Annotated in this window: 16 protein-coding genes, 1 tRNA gene and 1 pseudogene; 6 read left to right on the top strand and 12 right to left on the bottom strand. The window is 44.7% G+C overall.

Translation table 11 applies throughout. The annotated features are described in order from the left end of the window. Positions 1-28 precede the first annotated feature (28 nt). Positions 29-1266: pseudogene (glgC, locus tag ACUJFK_RS10015) on the bottom strand (glucose-1-phosphate adenylyltransferase). Positions 1267-1536: 270 nt separating this feature from the next. After that, the gene (locus tag ACUJFK_RS10010; protein WP_445424738.1) at positions 1537-3555 is read right to left on the bottom strand and encodes an oxidoreductase; all 2019 of its coding nucleotides are present in this window, start codon (positions 3553-3555) and stop codon (positions 1537-1539) included. 171 nt (positions 3556-3726) lie between these two features. On the opposite strand from ACUJFK_RS10010, the gene sppA reads away from it, so the two are divergent. Both sppA and ansA read left to right on the top strand, forming a co-directional pair. After that, entirely contained in the window at positions 3727-5607 is a 1881-nt protein-coding gene (gene sppA, locus ACUJFK_RS10005; RefSeq protein WP_445424737.1) for a signal peptide peptidase SppA, read from the top strand. Between the two features lie 61 nt (positions 5608-5668). Further along, positions 5669-6682, top strand: a complete 1014-nt coding sequence (gene ansA / locus ACUJFK_RS10000) for an asparaginase (protein WP_445424736.1) — start codon at positions 5669-5671, stop codon at positions 6680-6682. 3 nt (positions 6683-6685) lie between these two features. On the opposite strand, the gene ACUJFK_RS09995 is transcribed toward ansA, so the two are convergent. From ACUJFK_RS09995 to ACUJFK_RS09965, 7 genes are all read right to left on the bottom strand, one after another. Next, positions 6686-9403 carry a DUF349 domain-containing protein gene (locus ACUJFK_RS09995; RefSeq protein WP_445424735.1) on the bottom strand — a complete coding sequence of 906 codons (2718 nt, stop codon included), beginning with the start codon at positions 9401-9403 and terminating at the stop codon, positions 6686-6688. Beyond that, positions 9393-9674, bottom strand: coding sequence for a YeaC family protein (locus tag ACUJFK_RS09990; RefSeq protein ID WP_229585601.1), 282 nt, complete (start codon positions 9672-9674; stop codon positions 9393-9395). Before ACUJFK_RS09990 ends, ACUJFK_RS09995 begins: the two co-directional genes overlap by 11 nt. Before the next feature lies 1 nt (position 9675). Next, a complete protein-coding gene (locus ACUJFK_RS09985; RefSeq protein WP_226751643.1) occupies positions 9676-10002 on the bottom strand; it encodes a zinc ribbon domain-containing protein in 327 nt (108 codons plus the stop codon). A 12-nt stretch (positions 10003-10014) separates the two neighbouring features. Then, positions 10015-11142 (bottom strand): M14 family metallopeptidase, encoded by a 1128-nt coding sequence (locus ACUJFK_RS09980; protein ID WP_445424734.1) that lies wholly within the window; start codon positions 11140-11142, stop codon positions 10015-10017. 81 nt (positions 11143-11223) lie between these two features. Next, positions 11224-11469 carry a DUF2960 domain-containing protein gene (locus ACUJFK_RS09975; RefSeq protein WP_226751645.1) on the bottom strand — a complete coding sequence of 82 codons (246 nt, stop codon included), beginning with the start codon at positions 11467-11469 and terminating at the stop codon, positions 11224-11226. Positions 11470-11481: 12 nt separating this feature from the next. Then, positions 11482-12327 carry an EamA family transporter gene (locus tag ACUJFK_RS09970; RefSeq protein WP_445424733.1) on the bottom strand — a complete coding sequence of 282 codons (846 nt, stop codon included), beginning with the start codon at positions 12325-12327 and terminating at the stop codon, positions 11482-11484. Continuing rightward, the gene (locus ACUJFK_RS09965; protein WP_445424732.1) at positions 12324-13445 is read right to left on the bottom strand and encodes a 1-acyl-sn-glycerol-3-phosphate acyltransferase; all 1122 of its coding nucleotides are present in this window, start codon (positions 13443-13445) and stop codon (positions 12324-12326) included. The genes ACUJFK_RS09970 and ACUJFK_RS09965 overlap by 4 nt, the downstream gene beginning before the upstream one ends. A 231-nt stretch (positions 13446-13676) precedes the next feature. On the opposite strand from ACUJFK_RS09965, the gene ACUJFK_RS09960 reads away from it, so the two are divergent. Together ACUJFK_RS09960 and ACUJFK_RS09955 are read left to right on the top strand one after the other, a co-directional pair. Beyond that, positions 13677-13753 (top strand) — tRNA-Pro (locus ACUJFK_RS09960). 415 nt (positions 13754-14168) lie between these two features. Next, positions 14169-14864: a superoxide dismutase gene (locus ACUJFK_RS09955; protein ID WP_369413467.1), complete on the top strand. Its 696-nt coding sequence runs from the start codon at positions 14169-14171 to the stop codon at positions 14862-14864. Between the two features lie 361 nt (positions 14865-15225). On the opposite strand, the gene ACUJFK_RS09950 is transcribed toward ACUJFK_RS09955, so the two are convergent. Continuing rightward, complete coding sequence (locus ACUJFK_RS09950; RefSeq protein ID WP_445424731.1) at positions 15226-15594, bottom strand: hypothetical protein; 369 nt, start codon at positions 15592-15594, stop codon at positions 15226-15228. A 687-nt stretch (positions 15595-16281) separates the two neighbouring features. Between ACUJFK_RS09950 and ACUJFK_RS09945 the strand changes: the two genes are divergently transcribed. Beyond that, entirely contained in the window at positions 16282-17139 is an 858-nt protein-coding gene (locus ACUJFK_RS09945; protein ID WP_445424730.1) for a pirin family protein, read from the top strand. A 181-nt stretch (positions 17140-17320) separates the two neighbouring features. Here the strand turns inward: ACUJFK_RS09945 and ACUJFK_RS09940 are convergent, their stop codons facing one another. After that, entirely contained in the window at positions 17321-17755 is a 435-nt protein-coding gene (locus ACUJFK_RS09940; RefSeq protein ID WP_445424729.1) for a DUF1801 domain-containing protein, read from the bottom strand. A 537-nt stretch (positions 17756-18292) separates the two neighbouring features. Between ACUJFK_RS09940 and ACUJFK_RS09935 the strand changes: the two genes are divergently transcribed. Then, positions 18293-18838 (top strand): YaeQ family protein, encoded by a 546-nt coding sequence (locus ACUJFK_RS09935; RefSeq protein WP_226751653.1) that lies wholly within the window; start codon positions 18293-18295, stop codon positions 18836-18838. An 84-nt stretch (positions 18839-18922) separates the two neighbouring features. Here the strand turns inward: ACUJFK_RS09935 and ACUJFK_RS09930 are convergent, their stop codons facing one another. After that, entirely contained in the window at positions 18923-19498 is a 576-nt protein-coding gene (locus tag ACUJFK_RS09930; protein WP_445424728.1) for a glutathione S-transferase family protein, read from the bottom strand. Positions 19499-19504: the final 6 nt, after the last annotated feature.

Below are 19504 nucleotides of genomic sequence, written 5' to 3'. Positions count from 1 at the left end.
GCTAATTCCTTAATCGGTTGTGCCGAGCTTACTCATCATCAAAGCCGACCCGGGCGCCTTTAGGGATCACCACAACTCCGCCTGCAGACACATGAAAACGCTTGCGATCGGCTTCTAAATCTTCACCAATCACCGTGTTGGGTGCGATACGCACATCTTTATCAATAATACAGCGACGGATCCGACAACCCCGACCAATGTCGTTATTGCCCATTAACACACTCTTTTCGATATAACTGTGGCTATGCACGTTAACATTATAACCAAGGATAGACTGATAAATAATCGCACCACTGATAATAGAACCCGCGGCAACCATTGAGCTTATCGCTTGGCCGGTTCGATTAGCTTGATCGTGCACAAATTTTGCTGGCGGTACTGGCGGCGTATAGCTGCGTAACGGCCAAAAACGGTTATAAACATCGAACGGGGGATCAATCGAGATTAAATCCATATTCGCTTCGTAATAAGAATCGATGGTGCCTACATCACGCCAGTAACCAGCGCTGCTCTGTGATTCGCCGCGAATATGGTTGGTAGAAAAGTCATAAACATACACTTCACCCTGCGGATAAAGTCCTGGAATAATGTTGTGGCCAAAATCATGTTTTGAATCGGGCTGTGCGGCATCTGCATTTAGCACATTCACTAAACAATTGGCTTCAAAAATATAGTTACCCATCGATGCCAGTACCATGTCCGGTTGACCTGGGATTGTTTTAGGATTACTTTTTGGCTTTTCTTCAAAACCGATCATCCGACCGTCGGCATCGACCTCGATAATACCAAACTCATGAGCTTGCTCTTTCGGGACAGGGATAGCAGCAACGGTTAGTTTCGCGTTTTTATTACGATGAAAATCTAACATCTGGCGAATATCCATTTTATAGATATGATCGCCACCGAACACACAAACATGCTCTGGATCTAAACCTTCAATCAAATGCAAATTCTGATAAATAGCATCTGCCGTACCTAAGTACCAATGCTTACCTGTTTGCATTTGCGCGGGAATGGGATCGATAAAACGATTGGATACCCCCCTACTCGCCATGCGCGACTTAAATGCTTCATCAATGAATGTGATTTAAACTGCGTAATAACGAAAATCTGCAGTAAGTCAGCATTTACAAAGTTATTTAAAACAAAATCGATGATACGGTAGTTTCCACCAAAAGGAACAGCCGGTTTCGCACGCACCGCTGTTAAAGGTGATAAGCGGGTGCCTTCGCCACCAGCCAGTATCATTGTTAACACTCCAGACATAGTTATTCCTCTGTATTTTATTAGTATGTAACCGCTTACATTTTTTATCGCCGCACATTTATAGGTAAGCTGTTCTTATAGCGCGGTCGGGATATTTCCATCAAGATTTCAGAATCCTTCATTAATCGATGTAGATTTAACATAGCATCAAAAACTAGAATTATGTAGTACCAAAAAACAAGAAAATAAAAACGGCCACTTGAAAAGTGGCCGCAAGAAAAGTTTACCCCTTGTTTACCGCAATGAATTGCGGCTAGAAATCAGCAAATACTAAATGGCCGCAGCAAGTTCCGCACCTTGACGGATCGCCCTTTTTGCATCCAGCTCAGCCGCAACATCAGCACCGCCAATTAAATGTACTTGTTGGCCGGCCGCCTGTAACTCGGCTTGTAAGGCACGCAGCGGCACCTGTCCGGCACAAATCACCACATTATCCACCGCTAAACAGCGCTCTTTGTCGTTTAAACTGATCCAAAGACCAGCGTCATCCACGCGCAGATAGTTCACCCCCGCCATCATCTCTACGCCTTTTTTCTGCAAAGAGGCGCGATGTGCCCAGCCAGAGGTTTTACCTAAACCACCACCCACCTTACTGGCTTTGCGCTGTAATAAATAGACTTTACGTTCGGCTTTAGCTGGCGCCTGGCTACTTAATAAAGCGCCGCGGCTTTGATAAGTTTTATCAACGCCCCAATCGGCTAACCACGCATCAGGTTGTAAGGTCAGTGAATGTTTTTCTAATAGAAACTCAGCTACATCAAAACCAATGCCGCCCGCCCCAATAATAGCGACGTTTTGGCCAACGGCTTTGTGATCGCGCAATACATCTAAATAGCTCAGCACTTTAGGATGATCTTGCCCAGCTAAACCAATATCACGCGGCACGATACCGGTAGCTAAAATGACCTCATCAAATTGCTCAGCCAGAATACTTGCCGCAGTTTGTTGCTCATTAAGATGTAATGTTACCGCGTGTACCTTCAACATTTTGGCAAAATAACGCAGTGTTTCATGAAACTCCTCTTTACCAGGAATTTGTTTGGCATAATTAAACTGGCCGCCAATCTCTGCGGCTTTATCAAACAAATGTACTTCATGGCCACGCTGCGCCGCGTAAACACTAAAAGCAAGCCCGGCCGGACCAGCACCTATAACGGCCAATTTTTTCCGTTTACTAGCGGGATTAAAATTTAACTCGGTCTCATAACATGCCCTAGGGTTAACCAAACAACTGGCACGTTTTTGTTGAAATACGTGATCTAAACAGGCCTGATTACAGGCAATACAGGTATTAATTTCGTCCGCTTGATCGGCTGCCGCTTTATTAACAAAGTCGGCATCGGCTAAAAAGGGTCGTGCCATACAAATCAGATCAGCTTGGCCTTTTACTAAAATATCTTCTGCTACGCCAGGATCATTAATGCGGTTAGTGGCGATAACCGGCACACTAAGTTGTTGCCGAACCCGCTCTGTGATCCAAGTAAAAGCCGCTCGGGGCACCCGAGTCGTGATGGTTGGAATACGCGCTTCATGCCAGCCAATGCCGGTATTAATTAAAGTTGCGCCTGCCGCTGCCACACCTTGGCCAAGTGCAACAACCTCATCAAAGGTATTACCATCCTCAACTAAATCCAGCATAGAGAGCCGATAGATAATAATAAAGTCAGCACCACACTTCTCGCGCACCGCTCGCACGGTTTCTAAAGCAAAACGACTGCGGTTTTCAAAATTACCGCCCCAAGCGTCCGTACGATGATTGGTACGCTGACAAATAAATTGGTTTATCAAGTAGCCTTCAGAACCCATGATTTCCACACCGTCATAACCGGCTTTTTTAGCGAGGCTGGCCGCATGGGCAAAGTCTTTAATGGTCCCGCGGATCTGTCGATCGGATAACTCAGAAGGTTTAAAAGGCGTAATAGGCGATTTAATGTTACTCGGCGCGACATTAAAAGGATGATAACCATAACGGCCCGCATGCAATAATTGCAGGCAAATCTTTGCACCGTGCTTTTGCACCGCCGCGGTAACTGGTTTGTGTTTGGCAACTTGCCACCAAAAACTCAGTTGGCTACCAAAAGGCACCAAGTTACCGCGAAAGTTTGGGCTAATACCACCGGTAATAATTAAACCCACTCCGCCTTTGGCTCGTTCTTCATAAAACGCGGCCAATTTTTCGAAACCGTTTTTTTCTTCTTCTAGGCCGGTATGCATTGACCCCATAATTACCCGATTTTTAAGTTGGGTAAAGCCTAAATCTAATGGCGCTAATAAGTGTTGATATGCCACATCACCCTCTCTGGTCGTACCTGTTTAATCGCTAAAATGTAGCTGCTTTGCAGTCGATACGCAAGTGATATACATTTTCTTACAAATTCCACATAGCCTTTGTTGAAAAATTCGTTAGCATTAAGTGTGGATGTTTATAAATTTTAAATGAGAATTAACAGGACACATATTATGTCAGAGAAAAAGAAAGGATTATTTAGGCGCTTATTTGGCGCAATCTGGTCAGTTTATCGGGGCTTTCGCGCTACCGTTTTAAATATTATCTTTATTTGCTTGGTGTTGGTCATCGGCAGTGCCCTGTTTAGTGGTGGCGATAAAGTACAGATTGCCGATACCAGCGCATTATATCTTAACCTTCGCGGTGATCTTGTTGAACAAAAACGTTATGTTGACCCAATGGCTGCGGCAATTAATGAAGCGGCCGGTGGTCAAGAAGAAGCGCCAGAAATGCTGGTTACCGATGTGGTTAAACTGATTAACCATGCGGCCAAAGACAACCGCATTCAAGTGATGGTGATGGATCTGTCTGCGCTAGGTGGCGGTTCTTTAGATAAATTAAAAAGCGTGGGTAAAGCTTTAGAAGCCTTTAAAGCCAGTGGCAAAAAGATTTTTGCTTACGGTGCTTACTACGGCCAAAATCAATACTTCTTAGCCAGCTATGCCGATCAAATTGCACTTGAGCCGATGGGTGCAGTGTTATTAGAGGGCTATGGTAGCTACCCTATGTACTATAAAAATGCCTTAGAAAAACTCAAGGTCAGTACACATGTTTTCCGCGTTGGTACTTACAAATCCGCGGTAGAACCTTTTACTCGTAATGACATGTCAGATGCCGCAAAAGAAGCGAACTCAGCTTGGTTAAATGAATTATGGGCTGATTACAAACAACAAGTTGCCGAGCGTCGTGGCTTTGGTATTGATAACTTCGATGAAACCTTCGCCGCCATGTACAGCAAACTGCAAGCCGCTGAAGGTGATTTAGGCCAATATGCCTTAACCAGCAAGTGGGTAGATGCCGTACAAACCCGTGAACAGTTCCGTAATAGCATGATCGCCATTGTCGGCAAAAATGACAATAACACCTACAACCATGTCACCTTTGATGAATACAAAAAAATGGTGATCCCGGCTAAGCAATTTGATAACCCGAACACAGAAAAAATTGCCGTGGTGGTCGCTCGCGGTACCATTATTGATGGCACAGCTAAACCTGGCATGATCGGCGGTGATTCTACAGCTGCGCTGCTTCGTCGTGCGCGCCATGATGATAAAGTGAAAGCGGTCGTGCTGCGTATCGACAGCGGCGGCGGCAGCGCGTTTGCCTCTGAAGTCATTGGCCAAGAAATCACCCTATTACGTGAAGCAGGTAAGCCTGTTATCGCCTCAATGGGTGCAGTGGCAGCGTCAGGCGGTTACTGGATTGCAGCACCTGCCAACGAAATTTGGGCCTCACCAACTACCATTACGGGTTCAATCGGTATCTTTGGTTTATTACACACATTTGAAAATGCGATGTCGACCATTGGTTTAAATGTGGATGGTGTAGGTACAACAGAGCTGGCCGGTTTCTCTGCCGGTATGCCTTTATTTAAAGGCTTATCTGAGCCTGCGAAAGACATGATGCAATTGCTGATCGAACGCGGTTATACCGAGTTTTTAACCATGGTGGGTAAAAACCGCAATATGAGCAATGAAGAAGTTGATAAAGTTGCACAAGGCCGGGTTTGGACAGGTTCTAAAGCACTTGAGTTAGGTTTAGTCGATAAACTGGGTACTTTTGATGATGCGATTGCTCGGGCTGCAGAAATGGCCGGTTTAAGCCAATACGACATCACGGTAGTACAGCCAGAACTTAGCCCCACTGAGCAAATCATTGCTGATTTATTTGGTGCAGCAAAAGCGAAAGGCTGGTTACCTAGCGCAACGATGCAACCAGAGCAACGTGCGCTTCGTCAGTTAACTCAGCAAGTTAAACAAGATTTTGTTTTAATGAATCAATTTAACGATCCAAACGGTATCTACTCTTATTGCTTAAGCTGCCAGATAAACTGACAGCAAGCGTAATTCTGATTACAATGCCCGGTATTATCCGGGCATTTTTTTTAGGTGTTTTATGCAAAGAAAACGTATTTATGTCGCTTACACTGGCGGTACCATTGGTATGCAACAATCCGATAAAGGCTTTGTGCCAGTACCGGGTTTTTTAACCGACACCGTAAAACGCATGCCCGAGTTTTATCGGCCAGAAATGCCAGAATTCGATATTCATGAATATCATCCGGTTATCGACTCGTCAGATATGACTCCAGCGCATTGGCTTACTATTGCCAAAGATATTCAAGAAAACTATCAACACTATGATGGCTTTGTGGTGCTGCATGGTACTGACACCATGGCTTATACCGCTTCCGCTTTATCATTTATGTTAGAGAACTTATCAAAACCGGTGATTATTACCGGCTCACAGATCCCGTTAGCGCAACTGCGCTCAGACGGCCAAGTTAATTTACTTAATGCCCTGTATTTAGCGGCAAATTACCCCATCGCTGAAGTAGCATTGTTTTTTAATAATCAATTATTTCGTGGTAACCGTGCCACTAAAGCCGATGCCGATGGTTTTAATGCTTTCGCATCACCCAATATGCCGGCGTTACTTGAAGCGGGGATCCATATTAACCTGCATGCAGGCAAAATCACCCATACTGAAACAGCCCTCCCACTCGAGGTTGCCGAGATCACTCCCCAACCGATCAGTGTCGTCACGCTGTATCCTGGAATTACCACAGACGTGATCCGCAATATGCTGGCACCACCAGTACGCGCCTTAATTATTAAATCTTTTGGTGTGGGTAATGCCCCACAGCGGCCAGAATTACTGCAAGTGTTACAGCAAGCAAGTGAACAAGGGCAAATTTTAGTCAATTGCACACAATGTTTTAAAGGCAAAGTGAATATGGATGGTTATGCCACGGGCAAGGCGTTGCGTGATAGCGGAGTGATCAGTGGGTTTGATATGACCTTGGAAGCGACTTTAACTAAGTTACATTACCTGCTGAATAAGCCATTCACTGCAGAAGAAATTCGCCAGCAGATGCAACAGGATCTGCGTGGCGAATTAACGCTTTAACCGTTAAAACAGCGCGGCAACGCGCTTTAACAACGGTTTTTCTTGTTGGGCAACCGGACCATGCGCAAGCCATTGCTGTAATAGCTGCTCCGGTGTTAATTGTTGCCCCGCATTATGCTTTAACGATAACAAGGCCAGTTGCACTTGTTGGCGCTCTGCCGCACTGGTTTGCTCAACATTTTGCTCTGACATCAGCTCTAACGCGATGGTCAGTTGTGAGCGAGTCAAACTTGGCTGCGGCAAACTTAAGGCTTCACGATAAGTCTGTGGTAATTGTTCTGCTTTGATATCGCCCTGCTCTAATACGTCAAATAAAGTTTGTAACTCTTGACGTTGTGCCGCCTTTTGCAACTGCTTTTGCCGTTGTTGCAATTGCTGACTGAGCTCTTGATATTGCTGACGCACCTCAACGCTATCGGGTAAACTCAATTGACGCAACTGCGCTTGTACCGCTTGCAATGCGCCAGCGCTAGTGGCTTGCGCTAAGGTTGTATTCAGCGTTGCTAATTGCTCTGATACCAACTGGGCAACTTCCTGCTCAGCTTGCTGCTGTAGCTTGTACTCTTCGTTGCGTTTTTCAAAAAAGCTATCACACAGTGCACGAAACTCTAACCACAACGCTTGATCTTGCTGACGGCCGGCAAAACCAAAGGTCTTCCAGCGTTGCTGCAACTCTTTCAGCACCTGTGCTGTTTTGGCGCCGTCTTCTAAGGTCATGGCCAATTTCGCTTCCGCAATCAAAGCCGCCTTACCCGCCGCTTGTTGCTGCTGCGCCGTGGCCACTTTGTCTTTTAAGCGCTTGCTCAGTTCTTGAAATTGTTGTTGCAACGCTTGGTAATCACGCCGATTAACCGCACCACTTTCACGCCAACGTTGGCTTAACTGCCGAAAAGCGGCATCTAAATCACGTTCTGGCAATTCTGCTTCGACTAAATTGCCAAGCTCTTGTAATAATTGCTGACGTTGCTGTAAATGCAGTTCGCGTTCAGCATCTTGCTGAGCAAACACCTGGCGGCAAGGTTCAAAAGCCGCTTCACAAGCTTCATCAAAAGCCTGATTCAAGCTTTCTTCGGCAGCGGGATCTGCTTTACCTAAAGACTTCCAGTTTGCGCGGGCCAGTTTCACTTGCTCAGCACGCGCTTTGGCATCTTGCAAAGGGCTATTTGCCAGCTCAGTCATTTCGTTTAACAACGCGGTTTTACGTGGTGTGGCAATATACTGCTGCAAAGATTCTAATTCAGTTTGTAAACTGCTGATCTCGGCAAACTCTTTTTCAAATTGCTGCTGTGCTTCTGCAGATAAATTTGCCACATCCGCCGTCATGCCTTTATACAAACCAAACAGCACTTTGTACCGTCCTGCCGCGTGTAAGCGTTTGTATTCGGCACACTTACTACGAAGCTGACGAAGCTCTTTTTGTTGCTGTTGTTTAATATGGCTCAGTGCTTGTTGCCACTGCTGACGTAACTGCTTGAATTGTTCGTTTAACTCAGCAGGTAAACTTGCACTGAAACCTTTACTGGCACTGCGCCAAGCATCAGCAAAATCTTGCCATTGCTGCTCTGCTGCCGCTAACTGCTCAGCACTGTTAGGCAATGGCTGTTCACTAAACGCATTTAGCAATTGCTGGATCGACGTAAGCGCTTTATTCAACTCGGGTAAACGGGCTAATTGCTGCTGCACCACCGTTAAACGTTGTTGTAAGGCCCTGTGCTCAGCATGGGCCAACTCGGCCGCATCCAACTCTTCACATAATGCTGTGGCGGCGGCATCCAGTAAACCATTTTGCTCAGTACTGGCGACTTGTTGTAACTGCACCTGCAATTGTTGTTCTAGCTCACTGACCGCTTGCTGTAACTGCTGGGTTTTTAACACTTGGCGCGCTTTACGCTCAACTAAGGCTTGCTCGGCCTGCAGTTGGGCTAATTTTGGCGCTAACCATTCGGTTAAACGTTGGTCGAGCTGCTGAAACTTCTCTGAAAAACCTTGCGCTTCTTGTTCGGGTAATAATGGTAACTCCGCGGCTAACACTTGCCATTGTTGTTGCAACTCTTGCTGTAACGCCGGTAGCTCGGCCAGCGTATGACGCTCGCGCAGTGCATTCAGCTTAGCCAGCAACAAGGTGATCTCTTTGCGTAAGCGAGGTGGCTTTTGCTTATCCGCCGCCATTTTCGCCAAGCGAGCCTGCAAGGTTTCAGCAAGCGAGGGTTCAAGTTGCTTACTAAGTTTCTCTAATTGTTTTTCATCTGTGATCTGTGACAACAATTGCTGTTTTAAGGCGACAGGAAAGGCCGCATCTAACAAAGTTTGTTGAATTAACTCCGTGCGCTCTAACCGCTGTAGTAAGGCAAAGCGCACATTCATATCGGCATCTTTTAGCGCTAGCGACTCTAAAATGCTACTGCGATTACACTGCTCAATAAATTTCTGTTTTAACGGTGCAGCTACCCGATTCGCTAACAGTTGATCAACAACTTGTTGCTCGGCATAGTGTTTTAAACGCTCTGCCGTGTCGTGTTTACTGGCTTGCCACCACAACGCAAAATCGTCTAACCGATGTAAAGCGGCTTTACGCACCGCTTCTGCGGCATCGTTAAAAGCGAGCTCATGCAATACTTGCTTATGCTCAGCGCTGGTGGGTTGTAATGTTTCAAGAGCTTGCTGACGAATAGCGGCGTCTGGATGCTGCCATTTCGGTTTAAACCAGCGTTTAAAGATCATCGTGCGAAAACCTTGCAATAGCGGCAGGATCTGAAAACTGTTTTTTCAACTCTGCCTTGGATTTATGAACTATTTGTCCGTCTGGACCCACAGTGAAGATATCTTGAGACTTCAACACCTTAGACTGATATGCTAATACCAGTTGCAGTGTTTGCTCTTTTTGCTCTGCGCTTAACGGCGTGCCATCGGCCCAACGACCGGTGGCTACCGCCTCTGCTAGTTTATTATAAGTGTCAGGTGCCATCGCACTGACCATCGCTGTAAAATCCATACTATTTTTTTCGCTTTAACCAAATAATTCGTGCGCGACACACCACATACCAACCAAAGCCTAGGGCTATCGCTACGGTTGAAACATATTGGTTGTAACTGCCATTCTCAGGCTGCCACCAATACAAAATTCCAAATCCGGCCAAAAATAACAGCAAGGCCAGCATCGACTGGTTCATCAGTGATTGCGCTTGGCGAGCCATTTGCTCTCGGTGTTTCGAGGCCAGCTTTTCTGGGCTGGCTTCACCTAAATTGGTTTTACACTTTGGACATTCTGCCGCTTTGTTTGAGATCCGGTTTGCACACACCGGACAAGAAATAATCGCCATGTCTAATAGGTCCTATCGTAACTCATCAACTACGGCTAATACTGCGGTAAGGGTGTCATGGCCGAGTTTCATTGAACGTACATCTGACCAACCGAAAGCCTCGTCTGGCAGGTTGGCGTTATCTTTAAACGGCATTTCTAAAGTGTACGCTAAACAACCAAAGCGCTCTGCAACCCAGTTACTGCCCACGGTTAAATTTGCTTTACCCGGCTCGTCTTTGTCATAACCAAACTGGGTTTGAAACTCTGGAGTTACCAGTTGTAATGCCGTTTTAAATGCCTGCTCAAGTTGTTGCATTTTTGCATTGTAAGACGGTACACCTTCTGCGCCGGCCACAAAGTTATATGGCAGATTTTCGTCACCATGAATGTCTAAGAACATGTCTAGGCCGATTTCTTGCATTTTTTCTCGAACTAAATACACCTCTGGGCTTTCTGTCATGCTCGGGTTTTGCCATTCACGGTTTAAATTAACGCCTGCGGCGTTAGTCCGTAAATGACCACGAACACTGCCATCTGGGTTCATATTGGGCACAATGTAAAATACCGCTTTGGCTAACAGTAACCGAGCAACACCGTCATCTTCATCTAATAATCGATCCAGTAAGCCTTCAACAAACCATTCGGCCATCGTTTCGCCAGGGTGTTGCCGTGCAATGATCCAAATCTTCTTTTTATGCTCAGCCGGCTCGCCGACAACCAGCATGGTCATATCACGGCCATCCAGTGTTTCACCCAATTCGACTAACCGACAGTTGTAATCATTTTGGGCAAAGTGCAATAAGTCTTGATGCCGTTCGTAGCTATAAGGCGCAAAGTAGGCAAAATAAACTGACTCCGCTTCTGGATAATGATGAATGGTTAATACGTTGTCTACATAACTGGTATCTACGCGAAACCACGTTTGTCGATCATAAGAAGCCACCGCTTGATAACCTTCCCAGCCTTCTGGGTACGCCGATTGGCCAGCATTCATAATTTTGATGGTGTGCGGTTCAGTATGTGAGCTGTTTAAACGAAAGTGAAACCACTGAAAGAACTCTGATTGATGATCTTTACGGATTGCCAGTTGAATGTTTGCTGGATCCGTGGCGTGTAACACTTCGATATTACCACTGTCAAAATTGCAGGTGATTTTCATACTATTTTCTCTAATTTGGTATCATCAAATAACAGCGGGTACGGCAAAAACCTTGGCCTGGCACGCTGGTCGCATATTGTGTTAGGGATTCTCTCGCACAAAGGCGATATCTGCAAATCCCATTTTACTGAATGATTGCGAGCGAAAGTTTTTTACTGCGGCTTTATCTTTAGCCGTATGATGTAATTGCTGTTCCATGGCTAAAAACGCCGTGAGATCTATCCCTTCAGCTGCCGCAACGGCTTCATATAAATCAACAAAACGATCATAACTAAAGGCGATAACTTTCTTTTGACCTTTAAAGGTGTAACTAACTTGTCTAGCCATAAAACTTATTTCCTATACTGCGTGGCGACGACACAACCACAATGAAAGCAATAACAAAGCGATACCCAAGACTAACTTGCTTATGTCTGTATCACGCTGCCAGATCAGAATATTGACCAGCAAACCAGCAGGGATCAAGGCATTATTCATCACCGCTAAGGTACCGCTAGAAACCTGCGAAGCGCCTTTGTTCCACCAAAAATAACCTGCACCTGAAGCCACTAATCCTAGCCAAAACAAAACTACCCATTGTACTGGCGTAGTGGGATATTGTGCTTGCCCCAGTAATAACCAAGCCGGTATCGCAATCACTAAAGCACCGACATAAAACCAGCCAAATTGCTGATGGCCTGCGTTTAGGTGCGCTTTACTGGCCATAAACTTTTTATAGCCCACTTGGCCTGCGGCAAAGCAAAAATTTGCCCCCTGCACCACTAAAAAGCCTAACCAATAATTCACTGCGGGTAGTGTATCGCGCATCACAGCTGCTGCCACTACGGCGAGTAACGCTGCAAATAAAAAGCGGGGATTAAAATGGCCATCAAGCACATCATACAGCAATGTAATATAGACTGGGGTAAAGATGGTAAACACCAGGATCTGTGGCACGCTCAGTAATAAAAAAGACTGATAATAAAAGATATACATTAAGCCTAATTGCACCGCGCCAAGCGCGGCCAATAAAAATGCATCGGCTAAGGCCACAGGTTTACGTAACAGCCAAGGCAAAAACACCAGCACCGCGAGCGCAATACGCATTAGCACCGCAAAATAAGCATCCACTTGGCCAGCCAAATAAACACCAATTAAGCTAAACGAAAACGCCCACAGCAGTGTAACGGCAACTAAATAACTCACTCTAGTTCAGACTGCCTCATGATCGGAGCAGCATATAAGGCACTCATTAATGAAGTCGCGCCTTGCGGTACCGTTTGCAAACGCTGTTGCCATAACTCCACCAGCTTTTCATCAACCGAAGCATGTGTTAAACCTGCAGCAAGATAGTTAACCGGATACAAACGGTAGTTTTGCCAAATTTGCTGGTCAATTAGCTGAGCAAGTGCATCGGGATCTGCAGGAACCTCGGTAAGTGGTTTTGCAAATGCCACATGAACCCGGCCTTTAAAGCCAACGATCCCTTTGATAATACTATCAATATCCTCAAATTCCGTTTTTTGGTAAGAACCAGAGGTTTGTTTTTGCCACAATTCGTTGATTTTATCGACATCGCAAGGATCATATTCGTAAGACAAACATACCGGCACAATATTTAGCCCTGCCATATATTCAGCAAAGCTTTCACCGCGTTTTTTGCCTTCCATATAAAACATTTTTAAAATCGCCGGATCCGTTTCATCCAAGCCATCTTTAGCACGACCTTCTTTTTGCGCAATCCACACAGAGTGCTTATGCTCTAACGAATGTTTAATGTAAGACGACAACAAGGTAAAGTTTTTCAGCATTTCACGTGGGCCTTTAGCACCGCGCTTAACAATAAAACTTTTATTTAATCGCATTAACTCAGAAGCGCAGGCCTTGCGTAATAAGTTGTCGCCAATGGCAATGCGCACGGTATCTAAACCATGGTGATATAAACACCAATTTACTAAAGCCGGATCCATCGCAATATCACGGTGATTAGAAACAAACAAGTAAGCTTTGCCTGGTGTTAAATGTTCTAAGCCAGATACCGTGATTTTATTGGTACTACTTTCGATCATTCGCTCCATAAAGGTCGCGACCTGACGCTGCACCGCTTGTACGTTATCTAAACGTGACCAACGGCGTTTTAACGAGAATTTCACCAGCGGTGATAATAACCAGCCCAAAGGCCCGGCCAAATGCGGGAAACGATAATGGAGAATGGCATGAATAAATTCGTCATCTGCAATTAAACGGGCGATCGCTGGCGCGACTTCGTCATCATGATAAGGCCGGATATCGGCGTAAATATCTTGCTCTGCCACAGTACTCACTACTTTGTCTGGGTAAAAGAGCGCCTATTTTACTGTGTTATTCAGAATTAACCAGTATTTCGATTAAAAGGCAACGAGGTTAAATTAAAGGATATAGCCATTCAGTTCAGTTATGAATAACGGGTTATCACAAATTGTATCCCTATACCTCGCTATGATGCTGCTTTTTTCAACATACGATTCAATCAGCATTGCATTATCGCTGAGAATCATTATGATACGCGCTTGAGTCGGTACGTAGCGCAGCTTGGTAGCGCACTTCGCTGGGGGTGAAGGGGTCGGAGGTTCGAATCCTCTCGTACCGACCAATAAATTTTTACTAAAAGCCAGTTTGCTTAAAGTGAGCTGGCTTTTTTTTATATTTGTTGTTTTTCGCGCAACCTCTTAGCTATTATGCCGCTTTATTTGCTGTAGTAAGCACTTTAAATTGCAGAGCTAATGCTCATTAATGCCGGTAAAAAGGTGCATCACGCGGCCACAGTATGCCTGCCGCTTAAAAATGAATGACACTCACGATAACGACATTTCTAGCGCTTGTTATCACAACGTCAAGCCTAAACAGTCGCTATTACCCCAATTATTAAAACACCTAGTCGCGTTTTATTGCCGATTGGTCCCTACTTTAAAATTAAAGTGATCGGGCAGCATCATACTACTGTAAGATTGGTTAGTCCCTAAATTGGTAAAACCTCATCTTCATAGGAGTACAATACCGTGTTAACTATGCTCAAAGCGAAACTCCCTGCAACCTTACTTTGTTTATTCCTTGCTGCCAGTGCTCACGCTGAACCCTTTACGTTAGCACCGCTGCCTTATGCTGCAGATGCTCTTGCACCGGTTATCGATAAAGACACCATGCAAATTCACCATGGCAGGCACCATCAAGCCTATGTGAATAACTTAAACGCCCAAGTAGCAAGCACCCCAGAGTTAGCCTCACTGTCACTTGAAGCGATGATGTCGCAAATATCACGCTTTAATACGGCGGTACGAAACAATGGTGGTGGTCATTATAATCATCAACTCTTTTGGCAATTAATGGCGCCACAGGCTGATGTTGGCGAGCCTTCAGCGGCCTTAAAAAAAGCCATCGAACGTGATTTTGGCTCTATCGATGCCATGCAAAAGTCGTTTAATCAAGCAGCCGCTACCCGTTTTGGCTCTGGTTGGGCTTGGTTAATCGTGGATAAGGAGCACAAACTACAGGTGACATCGACACCTAATCAAGACAACCCCTTGATGGATGTGGTGGAAGTGCAAGGTACCCCCATACTTGCGCTGGATGTTTGGGAGCATGCCTATTATTTACAGTATCAAAACAAGCGTGGTGATTACGCTACGGCTTGGTGGACTATTGTGAATTGGCATAAGGTCAATGAGTTATATCGTCATGCCACCGAGCAAACCAAAGCTCATTAAGCCTTGATATAGCATTTTAATACCGCCTAGGTGGCTATCGCTTAGGCGGATAAAACATTTTGTTATCACGGCCCTCACCTGACGATGAGCTCTTTGCTAGCGCATTTACGAATAAAGCCAGAATGCGACTACAGCCCCGAAAGCCGGTCAGAGTCACTCATGGCAACTCACATGAAAGCTCAACAGCTAAACGCTTACTTCTAAGAATATGCCCCGCTCTTGCGACGAGGCAACTGAATACTATTGAGCAAGGTGTTTAGAATAAGGGTATATCAAGTGCTCGTTATCTGACTCTGAAGGTTTCGAACAATCTAACAAATCAGTTTTTTGCGGAACAAGCGACCGCTGGCTATGATGCTTATTACGCTTGATGTTTTACAGTACGCAAGATGCTTGCATTTACTTTGTTAAGCGTAAACACAACAATCCCCCCGGTAACAAAAACAGCAATAAAGTCCTGAAGATCAAACACACCGGTTCCCACAGCTGGCTGTAAACACTCATAAGTTGCGCAACCACATGTGATCCACAATGCTGATTCGGGTGCTTTAGTTATCCAGTCTTTTGCTAAACCGATTAATAAAAAAATTGAGGTAATGGTTCCGGTAATACTTGGCAGATAATCTGCCAAACCAAAATCGGCTATTTGATTGGCGTATACCCAATCTCGATAATAGCTATCACCAATAGACGTTAACACTAAAAAACTCATTCCAATTAAAATAAACATGCAGCGAACTCTAGCCATACCATCCTCGGAATGAAAAATACTATTGATTGCACTACGAAATAAAACTGTAGTAACACCAAATCCCGTTTTCTGAAAACAAACAATTTGAATTGGCAATTAAGCATTAAATTTACTTTGTTTTTACCATAACCATTAACCTTTTCGCCATTGGCTATAAGTTTTCTTTTGGTTCCTTAAAAAAGTGCCTCGTTGTTAGATGAATTATTTCAAGCCGATAGTCACCAACAAGCTATAGAAGCTAAGCACATACCTCAACGGATATTCACTCCCTTGGCAGCGAGCCGGCTGATCATCGTTGGCCAAGGTTTTAAGAAAACGGGTGTTTGAGTGCGGCGACGAAGCCTAGCGCGAGTGACGTTTTCGCCTTGGACAACGTATGAGCAGTCGGGCTTTCGAGCGAAATTGGGTCGCATTTTCTTTGGATACTTTCTTTTGGCGACACAAAAAAAGTATCTCGCCAACAGCGAAAACGTTAAGCTCTGCTTAAAAAAGATCTCGGTATCTGACCTCAAAGGTTCCAAGGTTATTCTGGTCCATGTCAATCAGAACCTGCGCATTAGTTCTTTTAAATAGAACTATTCGCTTCTTTTATTCTAATATTATTACCCTGTTTAGAATGATACCGTGCTGAGTAGACTTAATTTCTGCATTGTTAAGGAGTACCACATGGCAAAAGTACTGAAGGCAACAACACACGATTTAGGTGGCTTACAAGTAAAAAGAGTGCTGCCTCACCAAGATAAAAAAATGGTTGGGCCTTTTATATTTTTTGACCAAATTGGCCCACATGATTTTCCTGCTGGGCAAGGTATCAATGTGCGACCGCATCCACATATTGGCCTAAGCACACTGACTTATTTGTTTGAAGGCAGTATTTTGCATAGAGATTCGTTAGGACATCATGTCGAAATACATCCAGGAGATGTCAACTGGATGACCGCAGGTAAAGGCATAACCCATTCCGAGCGAGAAACCTTTGAAGTAAGAGCGAATAAGCACGCCATTAATGGCTTACAGTGCTGGATCGCACTGCCAGAGCAGATGGCTGAACTTGATCCCTCTTTTACTCATGTAAAAAAACAGCAACTACCTCACCTCATTCACGAGGGTGTTATGATGCGGCTTATTGTCGGCGAAGCTTACGGCATGAGCTCACCCGTTAAAACTTACTCGCCGATGTTTTATATCGACATAACGGCAGATGAAAACAGCAAAATTACCAGACCCCATCCAACGCATGAAACCACGATATTCCCTATTAGCGGAAAAATAGACATTAACGGGGTCACCTATGGTGCGGGTGAGTTTGTCTTGCTCGATGATACCGACACTGAAATGACGGTTCTGCAAAGCGGACGATTTATCATGCTAGGAGGCGAAAAATTTACTGTGACCCCTTATTTACACTGGAACTTTGTGTCTTTCAGTAAAGCGCGAATAGAGCAAGCAAAAGCGGATTGGCAAAATGGCAAATTCCCCAGCGTCATCGGCGACGATAAAGAGTATATCCCACTTAAAAAATAACAATCACATGCCGCAGCTAAAGCTGATGCTTGAAAATTTTGCAGCAAAAAACCGCGACAATGCCCGTCTGCCAACTGGCGTTGCTGGCGAGCTGTTTTTAATCAAGTGAATGTTCATTCGGACGTGTTCTCGGTATCTGATCTCTGTTGCTGACTCCAACGCTGCCTTATCGCAGACAAAACTACGATTTTGCACAACTTGGACTTAAAGTTTGACATGCTCTGGCATAATCACGGGTAATTATTTCGCGTAAAACCTGTAGATCAATGTCAGCCAGTTTGTTGACATAAAGACACGCCACAGATTTTTTGTACTTACCCAAACGAGTATAAAGTGACTCTGCTTTTTCGACATTGCCACTAACATAAAAAGTTATATTTGCTTTACGAGGTGAAAAAGCAACAGCGGGCATTTCGCCTTCACGCCCTGAATCATAAACATAATGCAATGCGCCAAAACCTATAATTGATGGCCCCAACATCACCGGGGAAAGTCCGGTCACTTCGATGTAAATGTTTAAAACAGTCAATGCGTCGTTTCTACGACAAGAATTGTCAATCGACACAATAAAATCGTCAACAGACACCGAGGTAGGTTTTGTTTTGTTCTCAGCCATGCATATTCCTCAGCAGATAATGTTGAGTGATTTAAGCCGAAGTATACGCTTTCGCCATTGGTGGTCTACCTTAGTTGGCAAGAGTTCTGGTTATTTGACCCCAAAGGTTGCCAGAGGTTGAGCCAGAAGGTTAGGTAAATGTACAAAAGGCAAAACACTTTATCTGAAGTATTATGGTGAAATTTAGGATAGTAGCCCTTAACCTTTTCGCCGTTGGCGAGAGACTTTCTTTTGCGTCGCCAAAAGAAAGTCTCGCAAAGAAAAGGCGACCCACGTTGCTGCGAAAGCCCAGCCAAACTTTCACGACCAAGGCGACGAGGTAACTCGCTCGGCGCTACCGCTTCTCACTCAAACACCCCTCGTCTTAAAACCTTGGCCGAGAAAGCCTGTCTGGCTTGCAACGTAATGGGATTTAAAAGCAAAAAAGAGCTCGGTATCTGCCCCCGAGAGAACGATAACACCTTGGTGCAAACAGCTAACTATTCAAAACTTCAGGCTTTAAGGTACACTGCGTTTTTTTATAAGCTGGGAATGGTTATGGCGCTTAAAGCGACAGTGTGCAAAGTACAATTGCAAATTGCGGATATGGATCGGCATTACTACGCCGATCACAGTTTAACCTTGGCGCAGCATCCTTCTGAAAATAACGAACGATTAATGGTGCGATTACTGGCTTTTGCCCTTAATGCCAATGAAACCTTAGGTTTTACCAAAGGGCTTAGCGGTAGTGAAGATGAAGCAGAGTTGTGGGACTTAGGTTTAGATGGTGTAATCGCGCATTGGGTTGAGTTTGGTCAAGTTGATGAAAAATGGCTGAGAAAAGCCTGTAACCGCGCTAAAAAGGTAACACTATATTGCTATGGTGGCCGCGTTGTTCCAGTGTGGTGGAAAGCCAACAGCGCGGCGTTAGCTCGCTATCAAAATTTAACCGTTATCGACATTCCCGAACAAGCAGTAGCGGATATGGCTAAGCTATTTAACCGTAATATGCAAATTCAATGTAATATTAGCGAAAGCCAAATTTGGTTATCTGATGCGACGCAAAGCGTGTTAATTGAACCGGAAGTATTGCAGCAAGGCTAAGATGTTACGCCATGGCATGAACGTCGCCATGGCGCTATTTCGCTATTTCGCTATTTCGCTATTTTTAATTTACTAACCAAGATCTTAAGTTAAACGCGGATCGGTGATTGCAATGGCAGCTTGTTGTTTATTTTCAGCATAAAAGGCCTGCAGCGCCGGGTATTCGTCTAATTCTAACAGTTCTCGAAAGATCACCCAGTCTAGTAAGCTGTAAAGTGACATCGCTATATAATTCCACTCTGCAAACTCATGGTTTTGCGCTTGTTGCTCTAGCACGAACATCGAAGCGGCAATACGTTGTTTTTGTACATTAAAAAACAACCGATCTTCATTAGTATCTAAGCCACTTCGCGCAGATAAAAACAACGTAACCAGTGAATCATTAATGGCGTTAATCACCGTTAATTGATTCTCTTGATACCAACTTAGGGCGGGTAATGATAAAACCGTAGTGAGGTAACGGTAAATAACCCCTGAATCGAACACCATTTGCCCGTCATGCTCAAACATCGGCACTTTAAGTGTCGGGTTCAAGGCTAAAAGCTTTTCACGATCGCCTTCTGCAAAAATTTGCATATCAACAAACTCATACGGCTGTGCCGCCAGTAACAAACGAATGCGTCGCACATAAGGTGAGGTTTGTGAGCCATATAATTTCATTTCACT

It is taken from the genome of Alishewanella sp. HL-SH06, from assembly GCF_052656265.1.
The sequence above is the reverse complement of the archived record's forward strand: the minus strand, read 5'-3'. Positions and strand labels throughout refer to the sequence as shown.